The organism is Pseudomonas sp. SDO524_S393 (genome assembly GCF_054071875.1).
In genome coordinates this window covers 1-20896 of the sequence record NZ_JBSVVZ010000089.1, presented here as the reverse complement: position 1 = coordinate 20896, position 20896 = coordinate 1, and the positions used below count along the sequence as shown (strand labels likewise).

General features: G+C 62.8%; 20 protein-coding genes. 11 read left to right on the top strand and 9 right to left on the bottom strand.

Annotation, left to right across the window (positions count from 1 at the left end):
- Window positions 1-150: 150 nt before the first annotated feature.
- On the bottom strand, window positions 151-1179 hold the full coding sequence (locus ACW9IB_RS26780; RefSeq protein WP_457416199.1) for a UV damage endonuclease UvsE: 1029 nt from the start codon (window positions 1177-1179) through the stop codon (window positions 151-153).
- Between the two features lie 174 nt (window positions 1180-1353).
- Between ACW9IB_RS26780 and ACW9IB_RS26775 the strand changes: the two genes are divergently transcribed.
- The gene (locus tag ACW9IB_RS26775; protein ID WP_457364265.1) at window positions 1354-1767 is read left to right on the top strand and encodes a DUF2231 domain-containing protein; all 414 of its coding nucleotides are present in this window, start codon (window positions 1354-1356) and stop codon (window positions 1765-1767) included.
- A complete protein-coding gene (locus ACW9IB_RS26770; protein ID WP_457416196.1) occupies window positions 1764-3056 on the top strand; it encodes a PQQ-dependent sugar dehydrogenase in 1293 nt (430 codons plus the stop codon). Before ACW9IB_RS26775 ends, ACW9IB_RS26770 begins: the two co-directional genes overlap by 4 nt.
- 45 nt (window positions 3057-3101) lie before the next feature.
- Here the strand turns inward: ACW9IB_RS26770 and ACW9IB_RS26765 are convergent, their stop codons facing one another.
- Together ACW9IB_RS26765 and ACW9IB_RS26760 are read right to left on the bottom strand one after the other, a co-directional pair.
- The gene (locus tag ACW9IB_RS26765) at window positions 3102-4505 is read right to left on the bottom strand and encodes an MFS transporter (RefSeq protein ID WP_457364263.1); all 1404 of its coding nucleotides are present in this window, start codon (window positions 4503-4505) and stop codon (window positions 3102-3104) included.
- Between the two features lie 141 nt (window positions 4506-4646).
- Window positions 4647-5177 carry a GNAT family N-acetyltransferase gene (locus ACW9IB_RS26760; RefSeq protein ID WP_457416192.1) on the bottom strand — a complete coding sequence of 177 codons (531 nt, stop codon included), beginning with the start codon at window positions 5175-5177 and terminating at the stop codon, window positions 4647-4649.
- A gap of 155 nt (window positions 5178-5332) precedes the next feature.
- Here ACW9IB_RS26760 and proP point away from each other — a divergent pair, with 155 nt between their 5' ends.
- Window positions 5333-6835 (top strand): glycine betaine/L-proline transporter ProP, encoded by a 1503-nt coding sequence (proP, locus tag ACW9IB_RS26755; RefSeq protein ID WP_457364261.1) that lies wholly within the window; start codon window positions 5333-5335, stop codon window positions 6833-6835.
- 2 nt (window positions 6836-6837) lie between these two features.
- On the opposite strand, the gene ACW9IB_RS26750 is transcribed toward proP, so the two are convergent.
- Complete coding sequence (locus ACW9IB_RS26750) at window positions 6838-7611, bottom strand: AraC family transcriptional regulator (RefSeq protein WP_457364260.1); 774 nt, start codon at window positions 7609-7611, stop codon at window positions 6838-6840.
- A 142-nt stretch (window positions 7612-7753) separates the two neighbouring features.
- Here ACW9IB_RS26750 and ACW9IB_RS26745 point away from each other — a divergent pair, with 142 nt between their 5' ends.
- Both ACW9IB_RS26745 and ACW9IB_RS26740 read left to right on the top strand, forming a co-directional pair.
- Window positions 7754-8965 carry an MFS transporter gene (locus ACW9IB_RS26745; protein WP_457416189.1) on the top strand — a complete coding sequence of 404 codons (1212 nt, stop codon included), beginning with the start codon at window positions 7754-7756 and terminating at the stop codon, window positions 8963-8965.
- A 109-nt stretch (window positions 8966-9074) separates the two neighbouring features.
- Window positions 9075-10241 (top strand): GGDEF domain-containing protein, encoded by a 1167-nt coding sequence (locus ACW9IB_RS26740; RefSeq protein WP_457416186.1) that lies wholly within the window; start codon window positions 9075-9077, stop codon window positions 10239-10241.
- A gap of 203 nt (window positions 10242-10444) precedes the next feature.
- Here ACW9IB_RS26740 and ACW9IB_RS26735 read toward each other — a convergent pair whose 3' ends face one another.
- Window positions 10445-10750, bottom strand: a complete 306-nt coding sequence (locus ACW9IB_RS26735) for a DUF2834 domain-containing protein (RefSeq protein ID WP_457416183.1) — start codon at window positions 10748-10750, stop codon at window positions 10445-10447.
- An 83-nt stretch (window positions 10751-10833) separates the two neighbouring features.
- Between ACW9IB_RS26735 and ACW9IB_RS26730 the strand changes: the two genes are divergently transcribed.
- Window positions 10834-11622 carry an MmyB family transcriptional regulator gene (locus tag ACW9IB_RS26730; protein ID WP_457416180.1) on the top strand — a complete coding sequence of 263 codons (789 nt, stop codon included), beginning with the start codon at window positions 10834-10836 and terminating at the stop codon, window positions 11620-11622.
- Between the two features lie 55 nt (window positions 11623-11677).
- The gene (locus ACW9IB_RS26725; protein ID WP_457416177.1) at window positions 11678-13387 is read left to right on the top strand and encodes an amidase; all 1710 of its coding nucleotides are present in this window, start codon (window positions 11678-11680) and stop codon (window positions 13385-13387) included.
- A gap of 129 nt (window positions 13388-13516) precedes the next feature.
- Here the strand turns inward: ACW9IB_RS26725 and ACW9IB_RS26720 are convergent, their stop codons facing one another.
- Entirely contained in the window at window positions 13517-13990 is a 474-nt protein-coding gene (locus ACW9IB_RS26720) for a RidA family protein (protein ID WP_457364254.1), read from the bottom strand.
- 262 nt (window positions 13991-14252) lie between these two features.
- On the opposite strand from ACW9IB_RS26720, the gene ACW9IB_RS26715 reads away from it, so the two are divergent.
- A complete protein-coding gene (locus tag ACW9IB_RS26715) occupies window positions 14253-14684 on the top strand; it encodes a nuclear transport factor 2 family protein (protein ID WP_457364253.1) in 432 nt (143 codons plus the stop codon).
- 8 nt (window positions 14685-14692) lie between these two features.
- On the opposite strand, the gene ACW9IB_RS26710 is transcribed toward ACW9IB_RS26715, so the two are convergent.
- A complete protein-coding gene (locus ACW9IB_RS26710; protein ID WP_457416174.1) occupies window positions 14693-16021 on the bottom strand; it encodes an aminotransferase-like domain-containing protein in 1329 nt (442 codons plus the stop codon).
- Between the two features lie 88 nt (window positions 16022-16109).
- Between ACW9IB_RS26710 and ACW9IB_RS26705 the strand changes: the two genes are divergently transcribed.
- Window positions 16110-17000 carry a DMT family transporter gene (locus ACW9IB_RS26705; RefSeq protein WP_457416171.1) on the top strand — a complete coding sequence of 297 codons (891 nt, stop codon included), beginning with the start codon at window positions 16110-16112 and terminating at the stop codon, window positions 16998-17000.
- On the opposite strand, the gene ACW9IB_RS26700 is transcribed toward ACW9IB_RS26705, so the two are convergent.
- Complete coding sequence (locus ACW9IB_RS26700; RefSeq protein WP_457364250.1) at window positions 16997-17563, bottom strand: YceI family protein; 567 nt, start codon at window positions 17561-17563, stop codon at window positions 16997-16999. The two genes, ACW9IB_RS26705 and ACW9IB_RS26700, sit on opposite strands and share 4 nt — an antisense overlap.
- A 154-nt stretch (window positions 17564-17717) precedes the next feature.
- On the opposite strand from ACW9IB_RS26700, the gene yghX reads away from it, so the two are divergent.
- Entirely contained in the window at window positions 17718-18605 is an 888-nt protein-coding gene (gene yghX / locus ACW9IB_RS26695) for a YghX family hydrolase (protein WP_457364249.1), read from the top strand.
- Here the strand turns inward: yghX and ACW9IB_RS26690 are convergent.
- Window positions 18602-19477, bottom strand: coding sequence for a LysR family transcriptional regulator (locus ACW9IB_RS26690; protein WP_457364248.1), 876 nt, complete (start codon window positions 19475-19477; stop codon window positions 18602-18604). The genes yghX and ACW9IB_RS26690 overlap by 4 nt on opposite strands.
- Before the next feature lie 129 nt (window positions 19478-19606).
- On the opposite strand from ACW9IB_RS26690, the gene ampC reads away from it, so the two are divergent.
- Window positions 19607-20761, top strand: a complete 1155-nt coding sequence (gene ampC, locus ACW9IB_RS26685; protein ID WP_457416168.1) for a class C beta-lactamase — start codon at window positions 19607-19609, stop codon at window positions 20759-20761.
- The last annotated feature ends 135 nt before the right edge of the window (window positions 20762-20896 follow it).

The window sequence follows — 20896 nt, the reverse complement described above, 5'->3', positions numbered from 1 at the left end:
GCATCTGTGTCGGCTGTGCCGCCGTCTTCGCGGCGATGCGGCGACCCGACAAGCCAGCTCCCACAGGATTTCTCTGTTGTAGGTAAAAAAGTGTTCGGCGCGATGGACCTGTTGACAGTGTTTTTCCAGCCGCTGCCAAGCCTTCGTCCTCTAGATCGACCGACGCTTGAAATGCTCATAAAACGCCAACGAGGCGACGTTCTTGTCCTTGGCTTCGAGCATGATGTCGAAGCGGTCGAGGAATTGCAGTGCGTAGTCGTTGGTCCAGCGGTTCCACATTTGCGCGCTATGGGCATACAGGTCGCGCTTGGATACCACCTGCAGCAGCGCGTCCATTTCCAGTTTGTGTTCGGCGTCGAAACCCAGTTCCTGCAGGCTTTCCTGGGGTTGGGAGTAGTGCATGGTCGGGCGCACACCACGCCAGCTCTCGATCACCCGCGCGACCCGTTCGGAGTCGGGCTCGATGTAGTCGTTTTCATGGATCCAGCAGTGGTGGATGTCCAGCACCACGGGCGCCAGGTCGGCGACGTGCAGGCAGTGGTCCAGGCCATAAGTCTTTTCGTCATTCTCGAAAGTGATGCAATTGCGCGCCACGTCCGACAGGCGTGCCCATGTCGCGCGGGTGCCCTCCACGCCGAGGCGTCCGGCGATGTGCACGTTGCATTTGAGGTCCTGGAAGCGTCGACCATAGCCCATCATGCGGATCATGTCGGCGTGGTATTCGAACTCGGCCAGGCTGTTCTCCACCACCCCGGGGTTGTCGGAACCGAGCACGCAATATTGGCCAGGATGAAATGACAAGCGGATATCCGATGCGCGAGCCAGATCACCGATGGCGGCAAAGCCCTCCTCCAACTGGCGCTGGATCGCCGGGTCCTGATAGACCGCCGCCACGTTCGGGTGGCTGTAGAACGGCAGCAGGTCGCTGCTGAGCCTGAGCATGCGCAACATCGGCGGCAGTTCTGCCACATAGGCCAGCAGGCGCAACTGCGCGGCCAGGTTGTGGGTGACGATTTCCACCAGCTTGTCACGGGCAACCTGCGGTGCCACGCCGTCCATCCAGCGCAAGGTGGTGGTACGCGGGTTGAACGGGCCTTCGATCAACTTGAGGGCACTGGCCGACAGCAGACGGTCGGGATGCTTGTATTGGCACGCAAAGCCGATGCGAGGGTGTGTCATGGAAATGCCTGGCAACTGGAAAATGACGGAATGATACGGCGTTAGGCCCGGGCTCACGCAGGGTGTTCATAATATTTCGACACGAATCACGCTGAACTTTCTGACACGCGGCGCGTTCATTTCCTATGCGCTGCCCCGGCCTGGGGCGTTGTACAACAAGGAGCCGCCGCCACCATGACTACCCTTCCCACCTACCGAATCAACCCGGGGCCGCTGCACGCGACCTTGCTCGCCGGCACTGTACCGCTGTTTCTCGGGGCCTTGCTCAGCGACATCGCCTATACCCAGACCTACCAGATTCAATGGGCCAACTTTGCCTCCTGGCTGATTGCCGGTGCGCTGGTGTTCTGTGGCTTGGCCTTTCTGTTCGCGCTGGTGCATCTAGTGCGTGGCGGGCGTCGGTCGAGACAACCCGCACGTTATGTGCTGTTGCTGTTGGCCACCTGGCTGCTTGGCCTGGTCAACGCCTTTCAGCATGCCAAGGACGCCTACGCCTCGATGCCTGGCGGCCTGGTGCTGTCGGCGATTGTCTTGCTGCTGACACTGGCGGCCACCTGGACCGGCCTGCGCAACGGAGGTGTCAAATGAAAGCCCCTCACACCTTGACCTTGCTCAGCGCGGCACTGTTGCTCAGTGCCTGCGGCGGTGGAAGCGACAACACTCAGTCCCGCGGCCCCGATCCCAAGCTGCCCGAGCAGCAGAGCAGCCTGTTGCCCAGCATGAAGATTGCGCAGCCGGCGCCCTGGGGTGATCAGAAGCCCCGGGTACCCGAGGGTTACACCATCACCGCCATCGCCACCGGCCTGGCCATCCCGCGCCAGACGCTGGTGCTGCCCAATGGCGACATTCTCGTCGCCGAAGGACGAGGCGGCAGTGCCGCCAAACTCAAGCCCAAGGATGTGATCGCCAGCGTGATCAAGGCCGAGGGCAACACCAAGGTCAAGGGCGGCAACCGCCTGACCTTGCTGCGCGACGCCGATGGCGACGGCACCTATGAAGTGAAAACCGTATTCGCCGACAACCTCAACGCGCCCTACGGCCTGGCGTTCGCCAACGGCAAACTCTATGTGGCCAACCAGGACGCGCTGGTCAGCTTCGATTACGCCGACGGCCAGACCAAAGCCAGCGGCCCGTCCTCCAAGGTCACCGACCTGCCGGCGCAGATCAACCATCACTGGACCAAATCCCTGGCCGTGAGTACCGACGGCAGCCAGCTCTACGTGGGCATCGGCTCCAACAGCAACATCACCGAGCGCGGCATGGAAGTGGAGATCGACCGTGCGATGGTCTGGCAGATCGACGCCGCGACCGGCGCGCACAAGCCCTATGCCACCGGCCTGCGCAACCCGACCGCGCTGACGATCCAACCGGATTCAGGGCAACTCTGGACCGTGGTCAACGAACGCGACGAACTCGGCCCCGACCTGGTGCCGGACTACCTGACCTCGGTGCGTGAAGGTGCCTTCTACGGCTGGCCCTACAGCTATTGGGGCCAGAATGTCGACCCGCGCGCGCAGCCGCAAAACCCGGACAAGGTGGCCGCCGCCATCAAGCCGGATTACAGCCTGGGTTCTCACGTAGCCGCATTGGGCGTGGATTTTTCGATACCGCAAATGGGCGAGCAATTCGCCGACGGGGTATTCGTGGGCGAACACGGCAGTTGGAACCGCGACAACCCGGTGGGCTACAAGGTGATCTTCGTACCGTTCAGCAATGGCAAGCCGGCAGGCGAGCCCGTGGACTTCGCCACCGGCTTCCGGGGTGAAGACGGCAAGACCCGGGGCCGTCCGGTGGGCGTGACGGTGGACCCCAAAGGGGCATTGATCATCGCGGATGACCTGGCCAATACGGTGTGGCGCGTGACGCGCAACCGCTAGCCGTGCTGCCGCCCTGCACTATTGCCAGCGCAGGGCGGCGGGCCTTTACAGGTCAGTGATTTCCTTGTGGCGCGGCACCAGTGTCTTCATCACGCTCCACGCCACCAGATAAGCCAGCGCACAGATCGCGAACATGATCATGTAGCCGGTGTGAATATCGCCGACCGACTTGTAGTAATCGAATACCCAACCGCCGATCTTGGTCATCACCACCCCGCCCATGCCACCGGCCATGCCGCCGATGCCGACCACCGAGGCCACGGTTTTCTGCGGGAACATGTCCGATACCGTAGTGAAAATGTTGCACGACCACGCCTGGTGCGCAGAGGCGCCGATGCCAATCAGCAGCACCGGCACCCAGAAGCTGATGTAGCCCAGCGGCTGTGCCAGCAACACCACCAACGGGAACAATGCGATCACCAGCATGGCTTTCATGCGACCGTCATAGGGCGCGTCACCCCGGGACATGAAATAGCTCGGGAACCAGCCGCCGCCGATACTGCCGACCATGGTCATGCTGTACAGCACCGCCAGCGGCATGACGATATCGGCGCCTTTCATGCCGTATTGCGCAGACAGGTACGTGGGCAGCCAGAACAGGAAGAACCACCACACGCCATCGGTCATGAACTTGCCGAAGGCAAAGGCCCAGGTCTGGCGATAGGTCAGCAGCTTGAACCACGAGACTTTCTTCTCGACGGCACCCGCGGCCACCGGCGGGATGACCTGCACAGTCTGGTCGCTGCGGATATACGCCAGCTCGGCAGCCGACAGGCGCTTTTGCTGCTCCGGCTTCTCGTAGATGGCCGCCCATATCGCCACCCACACGAAACCGAGCATGCCGATCACCATGAACGCTGCTTCCCAGCCCCACAGCCCGGCGATCAACGGCACGCAGATCGGCGCCAGGATCGCGCCGACGTTGGCGCCCGAGTTGAAAATCCCGGTGGCCAGGGAGCGTTCTTTTTTCGGGAAGTATTCAGCGGTCGCTTTGATTGCGATGGGGAAGTTGCCCGCCTCGCCAATCGCCAGTACCGCCCGTGACAACATGAAGCCGGCGATCGACACCGGGATCACCGCCAGGCCGATCGCCCCGCTGATCGCCGCGATGCCCTGTCCCATCGGCACCGAAAACGCATGCATGATCGCGCCGGTGGACCACACGCCGATGGCGACCACATAGGCCGCCTTGGTGCCGATCTTGTCGACGAAACGCCCGGCGAACAGCATGGAGATGGCATAGACAAACTGGAACACCGCGGCAATGTTGGCGTAGTCGGTGTTGCTCCAGCCAAATTGCGTGGACAGCTGCGGCGCCAACAGGCTGAGCACCTGGCGGTCGAGGTAGTTGACGGTGGTGGCGAAGAACAGCATCGCGCAGATGGTCCAGCGGTAGTTGCCTACCGCCTGGCCAACGCGCTGGGCGTTGATGGGCTCGTTCAAGTTCATGGCATCACTTTTATTTTTGTTAGGTAGGACATATGTAACGTCATATGTCGTCGTACAACTGCCACTTTTATATCGGTCCCCCCGAACGCTGTCAATCTGAAAGATTGCCGATCCCGATGTATTACACGGCGGTGTTAAAACTCAGCTCAACGCAGTTGTAGGATGACAAATGCGCAACACCAGGCTCGGCGCCTTGCCCGGTACATCGTCCAACAGGCCAAAACGCCGCATGCCGAGTTTTTCCAGCACCCGGATCGATGCGGCGTGTTCGGGCCTCACTAGCCCGAACACCTCCGGCAAACCCAGGGTGTCGAAGGCCAGTTGCAGGGCGTGATGGCCCAACTCGGTTGCATAGCCCTGCCCCCAGGCGTCGACCGCCAGCCGGTAACCGAGGTTGATGCGGGGCTGCTCCAGGTAATTCATGGGTGCGATGCCGCCGAAACCGATCAGATGGTCGGGCGCCTCGACACGGGCAATCGCCCACCAGCCGTAGCCATCGCGGGCCCATTGCGCCAGCCATGCGTCGAGCAGGTGCTGGGCATCGGCCAGGCTGGCCAGGGGGCCGGCGGGGTTGAACAGATGGGTCTGCGGGTCGCCGTAAATGGCGAACAGACGCTGCACGTCGCCAGGCTGCGGCGCGCGGTAGATCAGACGAGGGGAAGAAGCGGACATGGGCGGAACTCGCAGGAGAGGTCGGTCAACTTCATCCTGCTCGGTGAAAAAACGCAAATAGCGGTGAATTTTTTCGTGCGCGCTTGTATCTGAACTGACAGAGCGGTGCCATCGCTGCGATGGCACCTCCCCTGTACTGTTTTAGAGTGGTCACCATGAAATCACGCAAGAAAAGCGTCAATCCCATCGGATTGAACGACATCACCATCGTCGACGATACCAAGATGCGCAAGGCGATCACCGCCGCCGCCCTGGGTAACGCCATGGAATGGTTCGACTTTGGTGTCTACGGGTTCGTCGCCTATGTGCTCGGCAAGGTGTTTTTCCCCGACGCGTCGCCCAGCGTGCAGATGATCGCGGCCCTGGCCACTTTCTCGGTGCCGTTCCTGATCCGCCCCCTCGGCGGCCTGTTCTTCGGCGCGCTGGGCGATAAATACGGGCGCCAGAAAGTACTGGCGGCCACCATCGTGATCATGTCCCTGAGCACCTTCGGCATCGGCCTGATCCCCTCCTACGCCTCGATTGGCATCTGGGCGCCGATCCTGCTGTTGCTGTGCAAAATGGCCCAGGGTTTCTCGGTGGGCGGTGAATACACCGGCGCCTCGATCTTCGTCGCGGAATACGCGCCAGACCGCAAGCGCGGGTTCCTCGGCAGTTGGCTGGATTTCGGCTCGATTGCCGGCTTCGTGCTCGGTGCCGGCGTGGTGGTGTTGATCTCCAGCGTGCTGGGCGATGAGCAGTTCGAAGCCTGGGGCTGGCGCCTGCCGTTCTTCCTCGCCCTGCCCCTGGGCATCATCGGCCTGTACCTGCGCCACGCCCTCGAGGAAACCCCGGCATTCCAGCAACACATCGAGACCCTCGAACAGGGCGACCGCGAAGGCCTGAGCCACGGTCCCAAAGTCTCGTTCAAGGAAGTCGCCACCCAGCACTGGCGCAGCCTGTTGACCTGCATCGGCATTGTCGCGGCCACCAACGTGACCTATTACATGCTGCTGACCTACATGCCCAGTTATCTGTCGCACAACCTGCACTACAGCGAAAACCACGGCGTGCTGATCATCATTGCGATCATGGTCGGCATGCTGTTCGTGCAGCCGTTCATTGGTTTTGTCAGCGACAAGATCGGCCGCAAGCCCTTTATCATCACCGGCAGCATTGCCCTACTGTTGCTGGCAATTCCGGCCTTCATGCTGATCAACAGCGGCAAGATCGGGCTGATCTTCAGCGGCCTGTTGATTCTTGCCGTGGTGCTGAACTTCTTTATCGGCGTGATGGCCTCGACCCTGCCCGCGATGTTTCCCACCCATTTGCGCTACAGCGCGCTGGCCAGTGCGTTCAACGTCTCGGTGCTGATCGCCGGTGTCACGCCCACCGTCGCGGCCTGGCTGGTGGAAAGCACCCAGAACCTGTACATGCCCGCCTACTACCTGATGGTGTTCGCGGTGGTCGGCCTGGTCACCGGCCTGACCATGAAAGAAACCGCCAACCGCCCGCTGCGCGGTGCCGCGCCTTCGGCTTCCGACATGGAAGAAGCCAAGGAGTTGTTGCAGGAACACCACGACAATATCGAGCAGAAGATCGAAGACATCGATGCCGAAATTGCCGCGCTGGAAGCCAAGCGCCAGAACCTGGTGCAGCAGCACCCGCGAATCAACTAGCCCTAGCGGAAAAAATGACTCGGCGTCTTGCCAAACTGTTTCTTGAACATGCTGGTAAAGGCGCTGGGGCTTTCGTAGCCCAGCTCGAACGCCACGTCGATAATCTTCTCCCCCACCGCAATCCGCTCCAGCGCCAGCAGCAGACGCGCCTGCTGGCGCCACTGGCCGAAGGTCAACCCGGTGTCTTTGCGAAACAGACGCTGGATGGTTTTCTGGTCGAGGGCCAGGCGTTCGCTCCAGTCAGCCACGGTGGAGGCATCGCCCGGGTCGTCCTGCCAAGCCAGGCAAATCTGCTGGATGCGCGGGTCGGCGGGCTGCGGCAGGGACAACGGCAAGGCCGGCAGGATGGCCAGTTCGTCGAGGATCAGGTGCATGATGCGCGCGTCCCGCGAGTCTTCGGCATAGGGCGGTTTCAGGCTCACGGACGCCTTGATCAGTTCGCTAAGCAGGGGCGAAATGCTGACCGCCTTGGTTTCGGCGGGCAGGTTGGGAAAACTGTCAGGTCGCACGAACACGCTGCGCATCTTCAACGCGCCCACGCAACGCAGGGAATGCAGCTGGCCGCAGGGCATCCAGAACCCCCGGTTGGGCGGTACCGTCCACTGGTTCAGCGCCGAATGCACCACCATCACGCCTTCAATGGCGTATAACAGTTGGTGTTTTTCGTGGCGGTGCTCGGGGATCACCCAGTTTTCGGGATAATCGGTGGCCGAACTGATGACGGCCCAATCGCCCTCGTCGATGTCTCGAAGAAATTTATCCAGTGATGAGTACATTTCGCCCTTTTTACGCTAGTTGTCGCCCGAATTTCGCGAGACAGGCATTTTCGCCGAATCTAGCATAAACACCGAAACATGAAACAAGCGGCGCGCTCAAGTACGTGCCGCCCCAGTTCGCTGCCTTGTATGGAATGCCTGCATGTCGACCCTCACCGCGTCACCCGCCGCTGCAACCAGCACGCCCCAGATAAGCCCATTGGTCCTGCGCGTCCTCGGCGCCTGTGCCCTGGCCCACCTGATCAACGACCTGATCCAGGCCGTGCTGCCGTCGATCTACCCGATGCTCAAGGCCAACTACGGGTTGAGCTTCACCCAGGTCGGCCTGATCACCCTGACATTCCAGCTGACCGCCTCGCTGCTGCAACCGTGGATCGGCTACCACACCGACCGTCACCCTAAACCGTGGCTCTTGCCGGCGGGCATGGTGTGCACCTTGATCGGCATCTTGATGCTCGCGTTCGTCGGCACGTTCCCGGCGATTTTGCTGGCGGCGGCGCTGGTGGGCGTCGGCTCGTCGACCTTCCACCCGGAAACCTCGCGCGTGGCGCGCCTGGCCTCCGGCGGCCGCTACGGCCTGGCGCAGTCGACCTTCCAGGTGGGCGGCAACACCGGCAGCGCCTTCGGCCCGTTGCTGGCGGCGGCAATCATCATTCCCTACGGCCAGAGCCATATCGCCTGGTTCGGATTGTTCGCCGTGTTCGCGATCCTGGTGCTGTACGGTCTGAGCCGCTGGTACCGCAACCACCTCAATCTGTTCAAGCTCAAGCAAGGCGGCAAGGCGACCCACGGCCTGTCGAAAGGCCGCGTGACCTTTGCCCTGGTGGTGCTGGCGCTGCTGGTGTTCTCCAAATACTTCTACATGACCAGCCTGACCAGCTACTTCACCTTCTACCTGATCGAAAAATTCCAGCTGTCGGTCGCCAATTCCCAGATGTATCTGTTCCTGTTCCTCGGCGCAGTGGCCGTCGGCACCTTTGCGGGCGGCCCGATCGGCGACAAGATCGGGCGCAAGAAGGTCATCTGGTTCTCCATCCTCGGCGCTGCGCCGTTCACCCTCGCCCTGCCCTATGTCGACCTGTTCTGGACGGCCGTGTTGAGCGTCGTGATCGGGTTCGTCATCGCCTCGGCCTTCTCGGCCATCGTGGTGTACGCCCAGGAACTGGTGCCGGGCAACGTGGGCATGATCGCCGGGATCTTCTTCGGCCTGATGTTCGGCTTCAGCGGAATCGGCGCCGCGCTGCTCGGCCTGCTCGCCGACGGCCATGGCATCGAGTACGTCTATAAGCTGTGCTCGTTCCTGCCGCTGGCGGGTATCCTGACGATATTGCTGCCGTCGACCAAGGGCGTCTGACCCGCCGATCATCGGATGGCCGTGTGCTATCACGATGAGTGTTCTGAAAAACCTGCGTGTGCGCTTACAATCGCGTTTTTGAACGCACACCAGGCAGACCCGGCAAGACATGACGCTCGACCCTCCTACGATTCTGGCCCTTACGGTCGCCCTGGCCGCCGCTGCCGCCCTGTACCTGGCAGTTGAATGGCGCAGCGTTCGTGAACGCTCGCTGCTGTACTGGGCGACGGGGTTCGCGATTATCAGCATCGGCTCCACCCTGGCGCTGTTGCGCCTCAATGGTTTCCTGATGATCGGCATCTGGTTCGCCAACGGCTTGCTGGTGACCGCTCACTTTCTGTTCCTGCTCGGCGTGGCGCGTTTTACCCAGGTGCGCCTGTCGCTGTTATGGCTGCTGATGCTGGTGATCTGGCTCGGCATGCTGATGTTGCCCGCCGATCCTTCATGGTCCAAGGCCATGATGGCGGTGCAATCCTTGCTGGTGGCGCTGCCGACCCTGCGCGCCAGTTTCCTGCTGCAGCCCCATGGCAAGTCCCTGAGCATCGGCGCGGTGCAACTGCGGTATGTGCTGCTGGTCCACGGTGCGTTTTATGTGGCCAAGGCGCTGTCGGTGTTGATCCCTGGCACGTTGATCGACCTGGCGGCGTTCAAGGGCGAAATCATTCAGGTGTCCCTGGTGGAAGGCGCGATGGCGATCATGCTGATCGCGCTGTCGATGACCGGTTCCGAGCGCTACCGCCGCGAACAGCAGATTGCCCGCCTGGCCGCCCGCGACCCACTGACCGCGCTGTTCAACCGACGCGCCCTCGACCTGCAGGCGCCGCGCCTGCTGGGCCAGGTATCGCCAACCAACCCGGGCGCCCTGCTGCTGATCGATATCGACAACTTCAAGTTGGTCAACGACCACTACGGCCACAGCGCCGGCGACCGTCTGCTGATCGCCCTCAGCGAGATGATCCGCGCGGTCGTCCCCCAAGGAGCGCTGGCGGCGCGCCTGGGGGGCGATGAATTCGTGATCCTGTTGACCCCCGCCTGTACCGAACAGGTCGTCGAGTTGGGCAGCAGTCTGCGCGACCAGTTCCAGCAACTGGCCTCGCAGACCTTCACCACCCCGGCCCCGGTGACCTTGAGCATCGGCGCCAACCTGTTCGACCAACCGCCCGCCAACCTCTGCGCCCTGATCGAACAAGGCGACACCTCGCTGTACGAGTCCAAGCGCGGCGGGCGCGACAGCATTCGCCTGGTGGACCGCACCGGAACCAGTGCCTTCCTGTAGTGAGCGGGCTTGTCCCGCGCCGGGTGGCGAAGCCGCCCCAATAAAAACGCCGCACCCTGTCAGACAGAACGCAGCGCCTGGTTTCAGGGCCGCTTCGCGCCCCAGCGCAGGACAAGCCTGCTCACCACAGTGAGTATTTTTCAAAACAAGGTTTTGTGGCGGCGAGCAGCACCAGCACGCACGCTGCATAAACCGCTGACAGCTCATTCATCCCGACCACCATTCACCACCAGATACAACAACGGCCCCACCGATACGAATACCGCCGTCAGCACAAAGTAAGGCACCAACGATGCCACCGAACGCCCGCGCCTGCGGGCATCCCGGTGCATCCACACGCAGGCCAGCACTGCCATCAGGTAAAGATCGATGACCACCTGCGCGGTGTCGGGCCGCGACAGCAATTGCAGCCCGAACGCCAACAGCGATTGCTGCGCCGTCAGCATCGTGGCCAGGGTGTACAGCGAAAAGCCCAGCAACGCGGCCAGGGCAAGAGAGGGTCTGCGCATGGTGTCGTCCTTGAAGTGATCGAAGCCCACCCTAGTGATAAGGTAGCGCCCCTCGCAATGACCTCGGAGGTCATGAACATCTCATGGACAAGCCCCCTAGTGCCGGCGAGCTGCTGCGCCAGTTACGTCGCAGCGCCAAGCTCAGCCAATTGGACCTGGCACTGATCACCGGTGTTTCCCAGCGCCATCTCAGTTGCATCGAAACCGGGCGTGCCAAGCCGAGCCCGGGCACCTTGCATCGGATGTTGAGCGCGCTGGACGCACCGCTGGAGCAATGCAACCGGGTGTTCCTCGCCAGCGGCTACGCCCCCCGCTACACGGCCACCCCGCTCGCCTCGCCCGCCATGTCGGCGGTACGAGAAGCGGTTGATCACGTGCTGCATGCCAACAACCCTGCCCCGGCGATTTTGCTCGGCGGCCACTGGGAGGTGCTGGCGGCGAATGCCAGCGCTGCCGTGCTGTTCGGGTTGGTCGGCCTGCCGGCGGACGCGGTTGATGGCTTGAACCTGCTCACCACGCTGCTGCAAACGGGCGGCCTGGGCGACCACCTGATCAACGCCGAGGAGATCCGCACGCTCGCCTGGCAGCGGGCAACCCGCGAAGCACTGGGCAACCCCGAACTGGCTGCATTACTGACGACGTTGCCTGTACCAGCCAGCACCGAGCTGCCGGCGCAACTGCCGCCGTTGGTACTGACGCGCATCCGTTCCGCCCGGGGCGAGCTGAACTTTCTGTCGACCTTCACCACTTTCGGCATGCCCCAGGACATCACCCTGACCTCGCTGCGTATCGAACACCTGATCCCCGCCGACGAGTACACCTGGCAGGTCATGCGTGCGGCCTACGCCGACCATGCGACGCTGGTTTTGTGAAATATCTGTCCGTAGACTGCCGCCATACCTCCCACTTGAAGGCGGCGAAAAAAACGTGATGCAAGTTACCGAAGTCTCCATTGCCCAATTGCGCGCTGCGCTGGAAGCCGGCCAGACCACTGCTGTTGAACTGGTAAAAGCCTACCTCGCGCGGATCGATGCCTACGACGGGCCGCAGACCGCGACTGCCTTGAACGCTGTGGTGGTGCGCAACCCCGACGCCCTGAAAGAAGCCGAGGCGTCCGATGCGCGCCGGGCCAAGGGCGAAACCCTGGGCCCCCTGGATGGCATTCCTTACACCGCCAAAGACAGTTACCTCGTCAAGGGCCTGACCGCCGCCTCCGGCAGCCCGGCGTTTGCCCGCCTGGTCGCCCAGCGAGATGCGTTCACCATCGAACGCCTGCGCGGCGGCGGCGCCATCTGCCTGGGCAAGACCAATATGCCGCCGATGGCCAACGGCGGCATGCAGCGCGGCGTGTATGGCCGCGCCGAAAGCCCGTACAACGCCAACTACCTCACCGCGCCCTTCGCCTCCGGCTCCTCCAACGGCGCCGGCACCGCCACGGCGGCAAGCTTTGCGGCGTTCGGCGTAGCCGAAGAGACCTGGTCCAGCGGACGCGGCCCGGCGTCCAACAATGGCCTGTGCGCCTACACGCCATCCCGTGGGGTGATTTCAGTGCGCGGCAACTGGCCGCTGACCCCGACCATGGACGTGGTGGTGCCGTACGCGCGCACCATGGCCGACCTGCTGGAAGTGCTCGACGTGGTAGTCGCCGAAGACCCGGACACCCGGGGTGACTTGTGGCGCCTGCAACCCTGGGTGCCGATCCCCAGCGTGACATCGGTGCGCCCGGCGTCCTACATCGAGTTGGCAGCAACATCCGAATCCCTTGCCGGAAAACGCTTCGGCGTACCCCGCATGTACATCAACGCCGACCCCGACGCCGGCACCAGCGAAAAACCCGGCATCGGCGGGCCGACCGGACAGAAGATCAACACCCGTGCCAGCGTCGTCGACCTGTGGAAAGACGCCCGCCAGGCGCTGGAAGCGGCCGGCGCCGACGTGATCGAAGTGGATTTTCCGCTGGTGTCCAACTGCGAAGGCGACCGCCCCGGGGCCCCGACGGTATTCACCCGTGGCCTGGTGTCGAAGGAATTTCTGCACGACGAACTGTGGGAACTGTCGGCCTGGGCCTTTGACGATTTCCTGCGTGCCAACAACGACCCGAACCTGAACCGCCTGGCGGATGTGGACGGGCCGAAGATCTTCCCCCACGACCCCGGCACCCTGCCCAACCGTGAAGACGACCTGGCCGCCGGCATGGACGAGTATGTGCGCATGGCGGAACGCGGCATCACCCCGTGGGACCAGATCAGCACCGTACCCGACGGCCTGCGCGGCCTCGAACAAACCCGCAAGCTCGACCTGGAAGACTGGATGGACAGTCTCGGGCTGGACGCCGTGCTGTTCCCCACCGTGGCCGATGTGGGGCCGGCGGACGCCGACGTGAACGAAGCGTCCGCCGATATCGCCTGGAGCAACGGGATCTGGGTGGCCAACGGCAACCTCGCCATCCGCCACCTGGGCGTGCCCACCGTCACCGTGCCAATGGGCGTGATGGCGGACATCGGCATGCCCGTTGGCCTGACTTTTGCCGGTCGCGCGTATGACGATTCGGCGCTGCTGCGGTTTGCCTCGGCGTTTGAAGCCACCGGCAGCAAACGCCGGATTCCGCCGCGTACGCCACCGTTGGGAGAAGACTGAACCCGGTCGAACTTGCGGGAGCGGTCTTTCAGTCAAGCAGATGCCGACTGATGCACCGCTTTCGCGGGCAAGCCCGCTCCCACAGGGGATTGGCAGTGGCTGGAAAAGCTCTGCCAACGGGGGTTCATATCAGGCGCTGTGCGCCACCGCGATCATCTCCACCTCCACCGCCGCCGATTTCGGCAGTTGCATCACGCCCACCGAGGTGCGGGTATGCACGCCCGCGCTGCCCAGGATTTCGTGGAGCAGGTCCGAGGCGCCGTTGGCCACTTCGCTTTGCTGGTCGAAGTCTTCGGCGCTGCGCACGTACACAGCAATGCGCGGGATCGCCTTGACCCGGTCCAGCGAGCCCAACGCCTGCTTGAGCAAACCCAGGCAACGCAGTGCACTGACGCCGGCGGCGGTCTGTGCCTGGGCCAGTGTCAGGCTGTCACCGACCTTGCCCGGCAACACGATGGTGTCGCCCACCCGGGGAATCTGGCCGCTGATATACAGGTGGTTGCCGTCGCGCACCAACGGCGTGTAGTTGCCGCCCACCTTGAATTCGTCCAGTTGATAGCCGAGGCGCTGTTGGGCGGCCTGGTATTTTTCGTCGGGTGTCATGGGCTGGGCTCCTGATCGATGGGGACAATGCGGCGATAGCATAGCCATGAGCCATCCGCCTAGAAAGTCAGTGTCGCGATTGTCAGAAGACTCTTGATGTGTTGAGACGTCGTACAAGAACAATTATTTCTAAGAGCCCAGCAAAAACGAATCTTTTCAAGATATTTCAAAATTTCACTTTCCTTCCTTACCCGAAATACTGCATGGTTGTACGACGACTAAAACAGTCGTCGCCACCCCCAACAACAATAAGGAAACACCCATGCAAAAAGCCAAACTGCTGATCGGTTTTCTGTGCCTGTTCACCGGCTACGTCGCGGCAGCGCCGGCCAACGCCGAGAAAGATGTGGCCCAGGCCGTCGACCAACTGACCCAGGCCATGCTCCATCTGGACCTCAAGCAACTGCACGCGCTGACCTCGGACAAACTCACCTACGGGCACTCCAGCGGCAAGGTGCAGAACAAGGCGCAATTCATCGCCGACCTGGAAACCCATACCAGCGCCTTCAAGACCCTTGAGATGCAGAACCAGACCATCACAATGGACGGCGACACCGCCCTGGTGCGCAACCACTTCCACGCGCTGGCCGTGAACAGTGGCGTAGAAGTGCCGACCGATATCGACAACTTCCAGGTCTGGCAGAAACAGAAAGGCAAATGGCTGCTGATCGGTCGCCAGGCTTACAAATACTGAGACAGCGCCTAATACGGCTCCACCACCCGCCTTACCTTGAGCAACGCCTCGCGCAGGGTCGGCATGTCCACCGAGCCCAGTGCCAGGCGCAGTGCGTGGGGCACCTGGGCTGACACTGCGAAGGGCTCGGCAGTGGAGACGGACACGTTGTCGCGCTGCAAGGCCATGGCGATCTGATCGGCCCTTGCCTCTTCCGGCAGGGGCAACCACAAAAAATACGAGGACGGATGGCGGGTATACGGCAACCCCGCCAGCACCTGCGTGGCCAGCGCTTGACGCGCCCGGGCGTCCTTGCGCTTCTGCGCTTCCAGTCGCGCCACGGTGCCGTCCTCGATCCAGGCCACCGCAATCGCACTCATCACCCCGGGCACGTTCCAGGTGGTGGCCATGATCGTGCGTTCCAGCACCTTCACCCAGGCCGCCGGCGCCGAAACAAAGCCCACCCGTAAACCGGTCGCGACACTCTTCGACAACCCGCCCACATACACCGTGCGCTCCGGCGCCAGGCTCGCCAGTGGCGGCGGCGCGTCATCGGCCAGAAACGCGTAGGCCGCATCTTCGATGATCATCAGGTTGTGCTGGCGGGCGATAGTCACCAGTCGCTCGCGCTGTGCCTTGTCCAGCACCCAACCCAACGGATTGTGCAGCGTCGGCATGCTGTACACCGCACGCACCGTACGTCGGCGACACAGTTGTTGCAGATGATCCAGATCGGGACCGCTGGCAGTGACCGGGATCGCGACGATCTCCAGATGCAGGGTTTCGGCCAGCACCTTGAACCCGGAATAGGTCAGTGCGTCGACCGCGATCACATCGCCTGGCTTGAGCAGCGCCATCATCGTCACCGCCAACCCGTGCTGCGCGCCACTGACCAGCAAGACTTGCTCGGTCGCCACAGTCAGCCCCCGGCTGAACAAGTGCCGCACCATCGCTGCGCGCTCATGCAGGCGACCGGCGTGGGGCTGGTAGCGCAGCAGCGCCTCCAGGTCGCCGGACAGCGCCAACTGGCGCAAGGCGGTACGCAGCAGGTCGGCCTGGCCGGGCAGCGACGGGTAATTGAAATTCAGGTCGAGCATCCCTGCCGCCACGCTCATCTGCCCACTGCCCTGCCCCGGTGGCAGGGAGATTTCGCGTACGAAGGTGCCGCGCCCGGTTTCGCCACTGACCAGCCCCATGCTTTCAAGCTCGGTGTAGACGCGGCTGGCGGTGGCCAGGGCCAGGCCATGGTCGGCGGCCAATTGGCGATGGGTCGGCAGGCGCGTGCCGGGCGGCATTTTTCCCGAGCGGATGTCCTCGGCAAAGCGGTCGACCAGGGATTTGTAGCGGGCGCGGGGCATGGGGATGTATCCATGACAATTTTTTGATTGTCTTAATCTTCAGTCCTAGAATGCCGGCTACGCAACCCTTCTTTTTCGGATGCTTCCCATGGAACGCACAGCTTCCCTCGACACCCCGAACCACAACGCCCAAGGCTGGATCAACGGCTTTATCGGCGTGGTGATCTTCAGCGGCTCATTGCCTGCCACGCGCCTGGCGGTGATGCAATTCGATCCGGTGTTCCTCACCCTGATTCGCGCCACCATCGCCGCCGTACTCGGCGTGGGGCTGCTGTGGCTGTTCCGGGAAAAACGCCCCGCGCGCCATCAGTGGGGGCCCTTGGTGATCGTCGCCCTGGGCGTGGTGATCGGCTTTCCGCTGCTCACGGCGCTGGCCCTGCAATACGTGACTTCGGCGCACTCCATTGTGTTCATCGGCCTGCTGCCATTGGCCACGGCGGTGTTTGGCGTGCTGCGCGGCGGCGAGCGACCGCGCCCGGTGTTCTGGTTGTTTTCGATCCTGGGCAGCGCGCTGGTGATGGGTTACGCGGTGGCCCAGGGCGTGAGCGCCGCCCCCGTCGGTGATGTGTTGATGCTGCTGGCGGTGCTGGCCTGCGGGCTGGGTTATGCCGAAGGCGCCACGTTGTCACGCAGCCTGGGTGGCTGGCAGGTGATCTGCTGGGCGCTGGTGGTGTCGCTGCCCGTGGTGGCGCCGTTGAGCCTGATTCTCGCACCGCCGAGCTTCACCGGCATCGGCTGGCCGGCCTGGTTGAGCCTGGGTTATGTGTCGCTGTTCAGCATGCTGATCGGCTTTGTGTTCTGGTACCGCGGGCTGGCTCAGGGTGGCATCGCCGCCGTCGGCCAATTGCAGTTGCTGCAACCGTTCTTCGGCCTGGCGCTGGCGGCGGGACTGCTGCATGAGGCGGTCAGCCTGGGCATGGTGCTGGTGACCGTTGCGGTCATCGGCTGCGTGGCCGGGGCCAAAAAGTTCGCACGCTAGCGTTGCGGCGCAACCATCTTGAACTTGATGTTGATATCGTTGGACACCACGCTGTTGCCCGCCCACTCCCCCTCGCCGATCTTGAAGTCGCCGCGCTTGAGCACGAACTCGCCGTCGAACACGCCGATACCGCTTTGCTCCTTGAGTACCACGTCCACATTCACCGGGCGCGTGGTGCCTTTGATGGTCAGGTTGCCGCTGATCGTGAAGCGGTTGTCGCCCAGCGCCTTGACGCCGGTGGACTCGTAGACGCCCACCGGGTAGGTCGCGGTGTCGAACCACGAGGCACGCTGCAACTCGTCATTGGCGTCGGGGCTGCCGGCATCGATGCTCGCCAATTGGATCTTGAGCAGCGCATGCCCGGCCTCGGGCTTTTGCGTGTCGAAGGTCAGCGTGCCTTCGAAATCACTGAACGTGCCATACACCCGCTGGCCCAATTGCTTGTAGGTGAAACTGATCTGGCTGGCGGTGCGATTGACATCCTTGTACTCCACCGCCTGGGCGCTGGAGAAAAAACCAAAGACGAGAGCCAGTACGACGGCCGGGCTGATTCGACGCTTCATGGAACGCTCCGCAAGAGAAAAGGACACACGTGCTCAGCTAACAGCTCATCCATGGATTTTATTCCCCGTCCGCCGCCTGCCCTGTCACACAGGGTAGTCGTCGATGGCCGCGAAGGGCTACATTGACCGCCACCGCCAATCGAGGAATGCACCGATGACTCGTCTCACCGCGAAAGACTTTGCTCCCGAACTGCTGGAACTCTATGACGGCTACGCCCATGGCAAGATCAACCGCCGCGAATTTCTCGACCGCGCCGCGCAGTTCACCTTCGCCGGGCTGACCGCGTCCGCCCTGCTCACCGCCCTGAGCCCCGACTATGCGCTGGCCGAGCAAGTGAAGTTCACCGATCCGGACATCGTCGCCGACTACATCACCTACCCCTCGCCCAAGGGCAACGGCAGCGTACGCGGCTACCTGGTGCGCCCAGCCAAGGCCAGCGGCAAACTGCCCGCCGTGGTGGTGGTGCATGAAAACCGCGGCTTGAACCCCTACATCGAAGACGTCGCCCGGCGCCTGGCCAAGGCCGGTTTCATTGCCCTTGCCCCGGACGGCCTGACCTCGGTGGGCGGTTACCCCGGCAACGATGAAAAAGGCGTGGCGCTGCAACAAACGGTCGACCCCACCAAGTTGATGAATGATTTCTTCGCCGCCATCGAATGGCTGATGCACCACGACAGCAGCACCGGCAAGGTCGGCATCACCGGATTCTGCTACGGCGGCGGCGTGACCAATGCGGCGGCGGTGGCCTACCCGGAACTGGGCGCGGCCGTGTCCTTCTACGGGCGCCAGCCGGAGGCCAAGGACGTGCCGCGCATCAAGGCACCGATCATGCTGCATTACGGCGAGCTGGACACGCGGATCAACGAAGGCTGGCCAGCCTACGAAACCGCCTTGAAAGCCGCCGGCACCCACTACGAGGCGTATATCTACAAGGGCGCCAACCATGGCTTCCACAATGATTCGACGCCGCGTTATGACGAGGCGGCGGCGAACCTGGCGTGGGACAGGACCCTGGGCTGGTTTCGCAAATACCTGGCCTAGCCCGCAGCCGTTTGCAGCAACCACGCCTTGAACGCCAGCATCGCGGGCGTCTCGGCCCGCGACTGCAAACGGGTCAGCCAGTAGCTGCCGGTGGTGATGCCGATGTCGAACGGCTGACGAATGCCGTCGCTTTCCAACTGGCGTGAAAACATCATCGCCGGCGCCAACGCCACGCCGATGCCTTGCAGCGCCGCCTCCATCATCGCCAATGACGAGTCAAACACAATGCTGCGCGGCACCAGGGTATCGGCGGGCAAACCGGCGGCCTGGAACCACAGGTTCCACTCATCGGCGCGGTAGGAGCGCAGCAAGGTGTGTTTCAGCAGGTCGGCGGGCACCTGCAATTGCTCGGCAAGTGGCGGTACGCACAGCACCGTGAGCGGCGCCTCCAGCAGTTGGCTGGCGTCGGTGCCGTGCCAGGCGCCGGCCCCGAAGCGGATCGCATAATCCAGACCCTCGGCGGCCACGTCGACGCGGTTGTTGTGGGTGGACAGACGCAGGTCGATGAACGGGTGACGGCTCTGGAATTCCGCCAGGCGCGGCAGCAGCCAGCCCACGGCAAAGGTACCGACGGCGCCGACGCTGAGCACTTCGCGGTAATGCCCGCCTTCGAACTGGCCCAGGGTCAAGGCGATGCGGTCGAACGACTCGCGCAACACCGGCAGCAGGGTTTCGCCCTCGCGGGTCAGCATCAGGCCCCGTGGCAGGCGCTTGAACAACGTAACGTTGAGTTGCGCCTCCAGGCTTTTGACCTGATGACTGACTGCCGCCTGGGTCACGCACAGCTCGATGGCCGCGCGGGTGAAGCTCAAATGTCTGGCGGAAGCCTCGAAGGCACGCAGGGCGTTGAGGGGCAGATGGGAACGCAGCATGTTTAGCCCATAAAATTTCTAATGGCTGGGGCGAGATTTGATCGTTTGTCCGAAACGGGCGAACTGCCTACATTTGCCACGCCCGCGCAGGCTATCCATTCAATCGATCACTCTCATGGAAGCGCTATCATGCCTCACTATTTACTCTCTGGAGTGCGTCATTTCACGGCACTTGCACTCCTTATCGGTGCAGGCCAGTGCCTGGCCGCCAACGACCTGCGCGCCGTGGTCGACGCCAGCGTCAAACCGCTGATGCAGCAGCAGTCCATCCCGGGCCTTGTGGTCGGCGTCGTACAGAACGGCAAGACTCAATACTTTAATTACGGCGTCGCCTCCAAGGATGCCAGGCAAGCTGTCAGCGAGAACACCCTGTTCGAGATTGGCTCGGTGAGCAAGACCTTTACCGCGACCCTCGCCGGGTACGCGGTGGCCAGCGGCACGCTTGACCTGTCGGCCCCGGCCAGCCGGTACCTGCCCGCCTTGAAGGGCGACACCTTCGACCGCATCAGCGTGCTCCAGCTCGGTACCTATACCGCCGGCGGCCTGCCCCTGCAGTTTCCGGCAGAGGCCGACAACAATCAGCGCATGATCAGCTACTTCCAGCACTGGAAACCCGATTTCGCCCCCGGCACCCATCGCTTGTATTCCAACCCCAGCCTGGGCCTGTTCGGCTACCTGGCCGCGCAGAGCCTCAAGCAGCCGTTCGATCAGTTGATGGAAAACACCCTGATCCCCAAACTCGGCCTGAAACACACCTTCATCCGGGTGCCGCAAAGCCAGATGAAGCTGTACGCCCAAGGGTATGGCAACGATGGCAAACCCGTGCGGGTCGGCCCGGGCGCAATGGACAGCGAAGCCTACGGCGTGAAGACCAGCGCCGCAGACTTGCTCAAGTACGTGGAAGCGAACATGCACCCCGAGGGCCTGGAAAAACCGTTGCAGCAAGCGATTGCCACCACGCACACCGGTTACTACACCGTGGACGGCATGACCCAGGGGCTGGGTTGGGAGCTGTACCCCTACCCCATCAAGCTAGATGCACTGCTCGCCGGCAACTCGACCCCGATGGCCCGGGAGCCGCACGCGGTCAATTGGCTGACCCCACCGCAGGCCCCGCACGCTGACACACTGGTGAACAAAACCGGTTCCACCAACGGCTTCGGCGCCTACGTGGCGTATGTGCCGAGCAAGGATATGGGCGTGGTGATCCTGGCGAACAAGAACTACCCGAACGGGGAGCGGGTGAAAGTGGCCCATGCGATCTTGAGCGCGCTGGATCACTAGGCACAGCTGCGGACCAAATGTGGGAGCCGGGCTTGTGTGGGAGCGGGCTTGCTCGCGAAAGCGGTGGATCAGTCAAAAACATCTCAACCGGCACCCCACACCCCTGAACAAACCCCCCCCCCCCATCTTCAACCA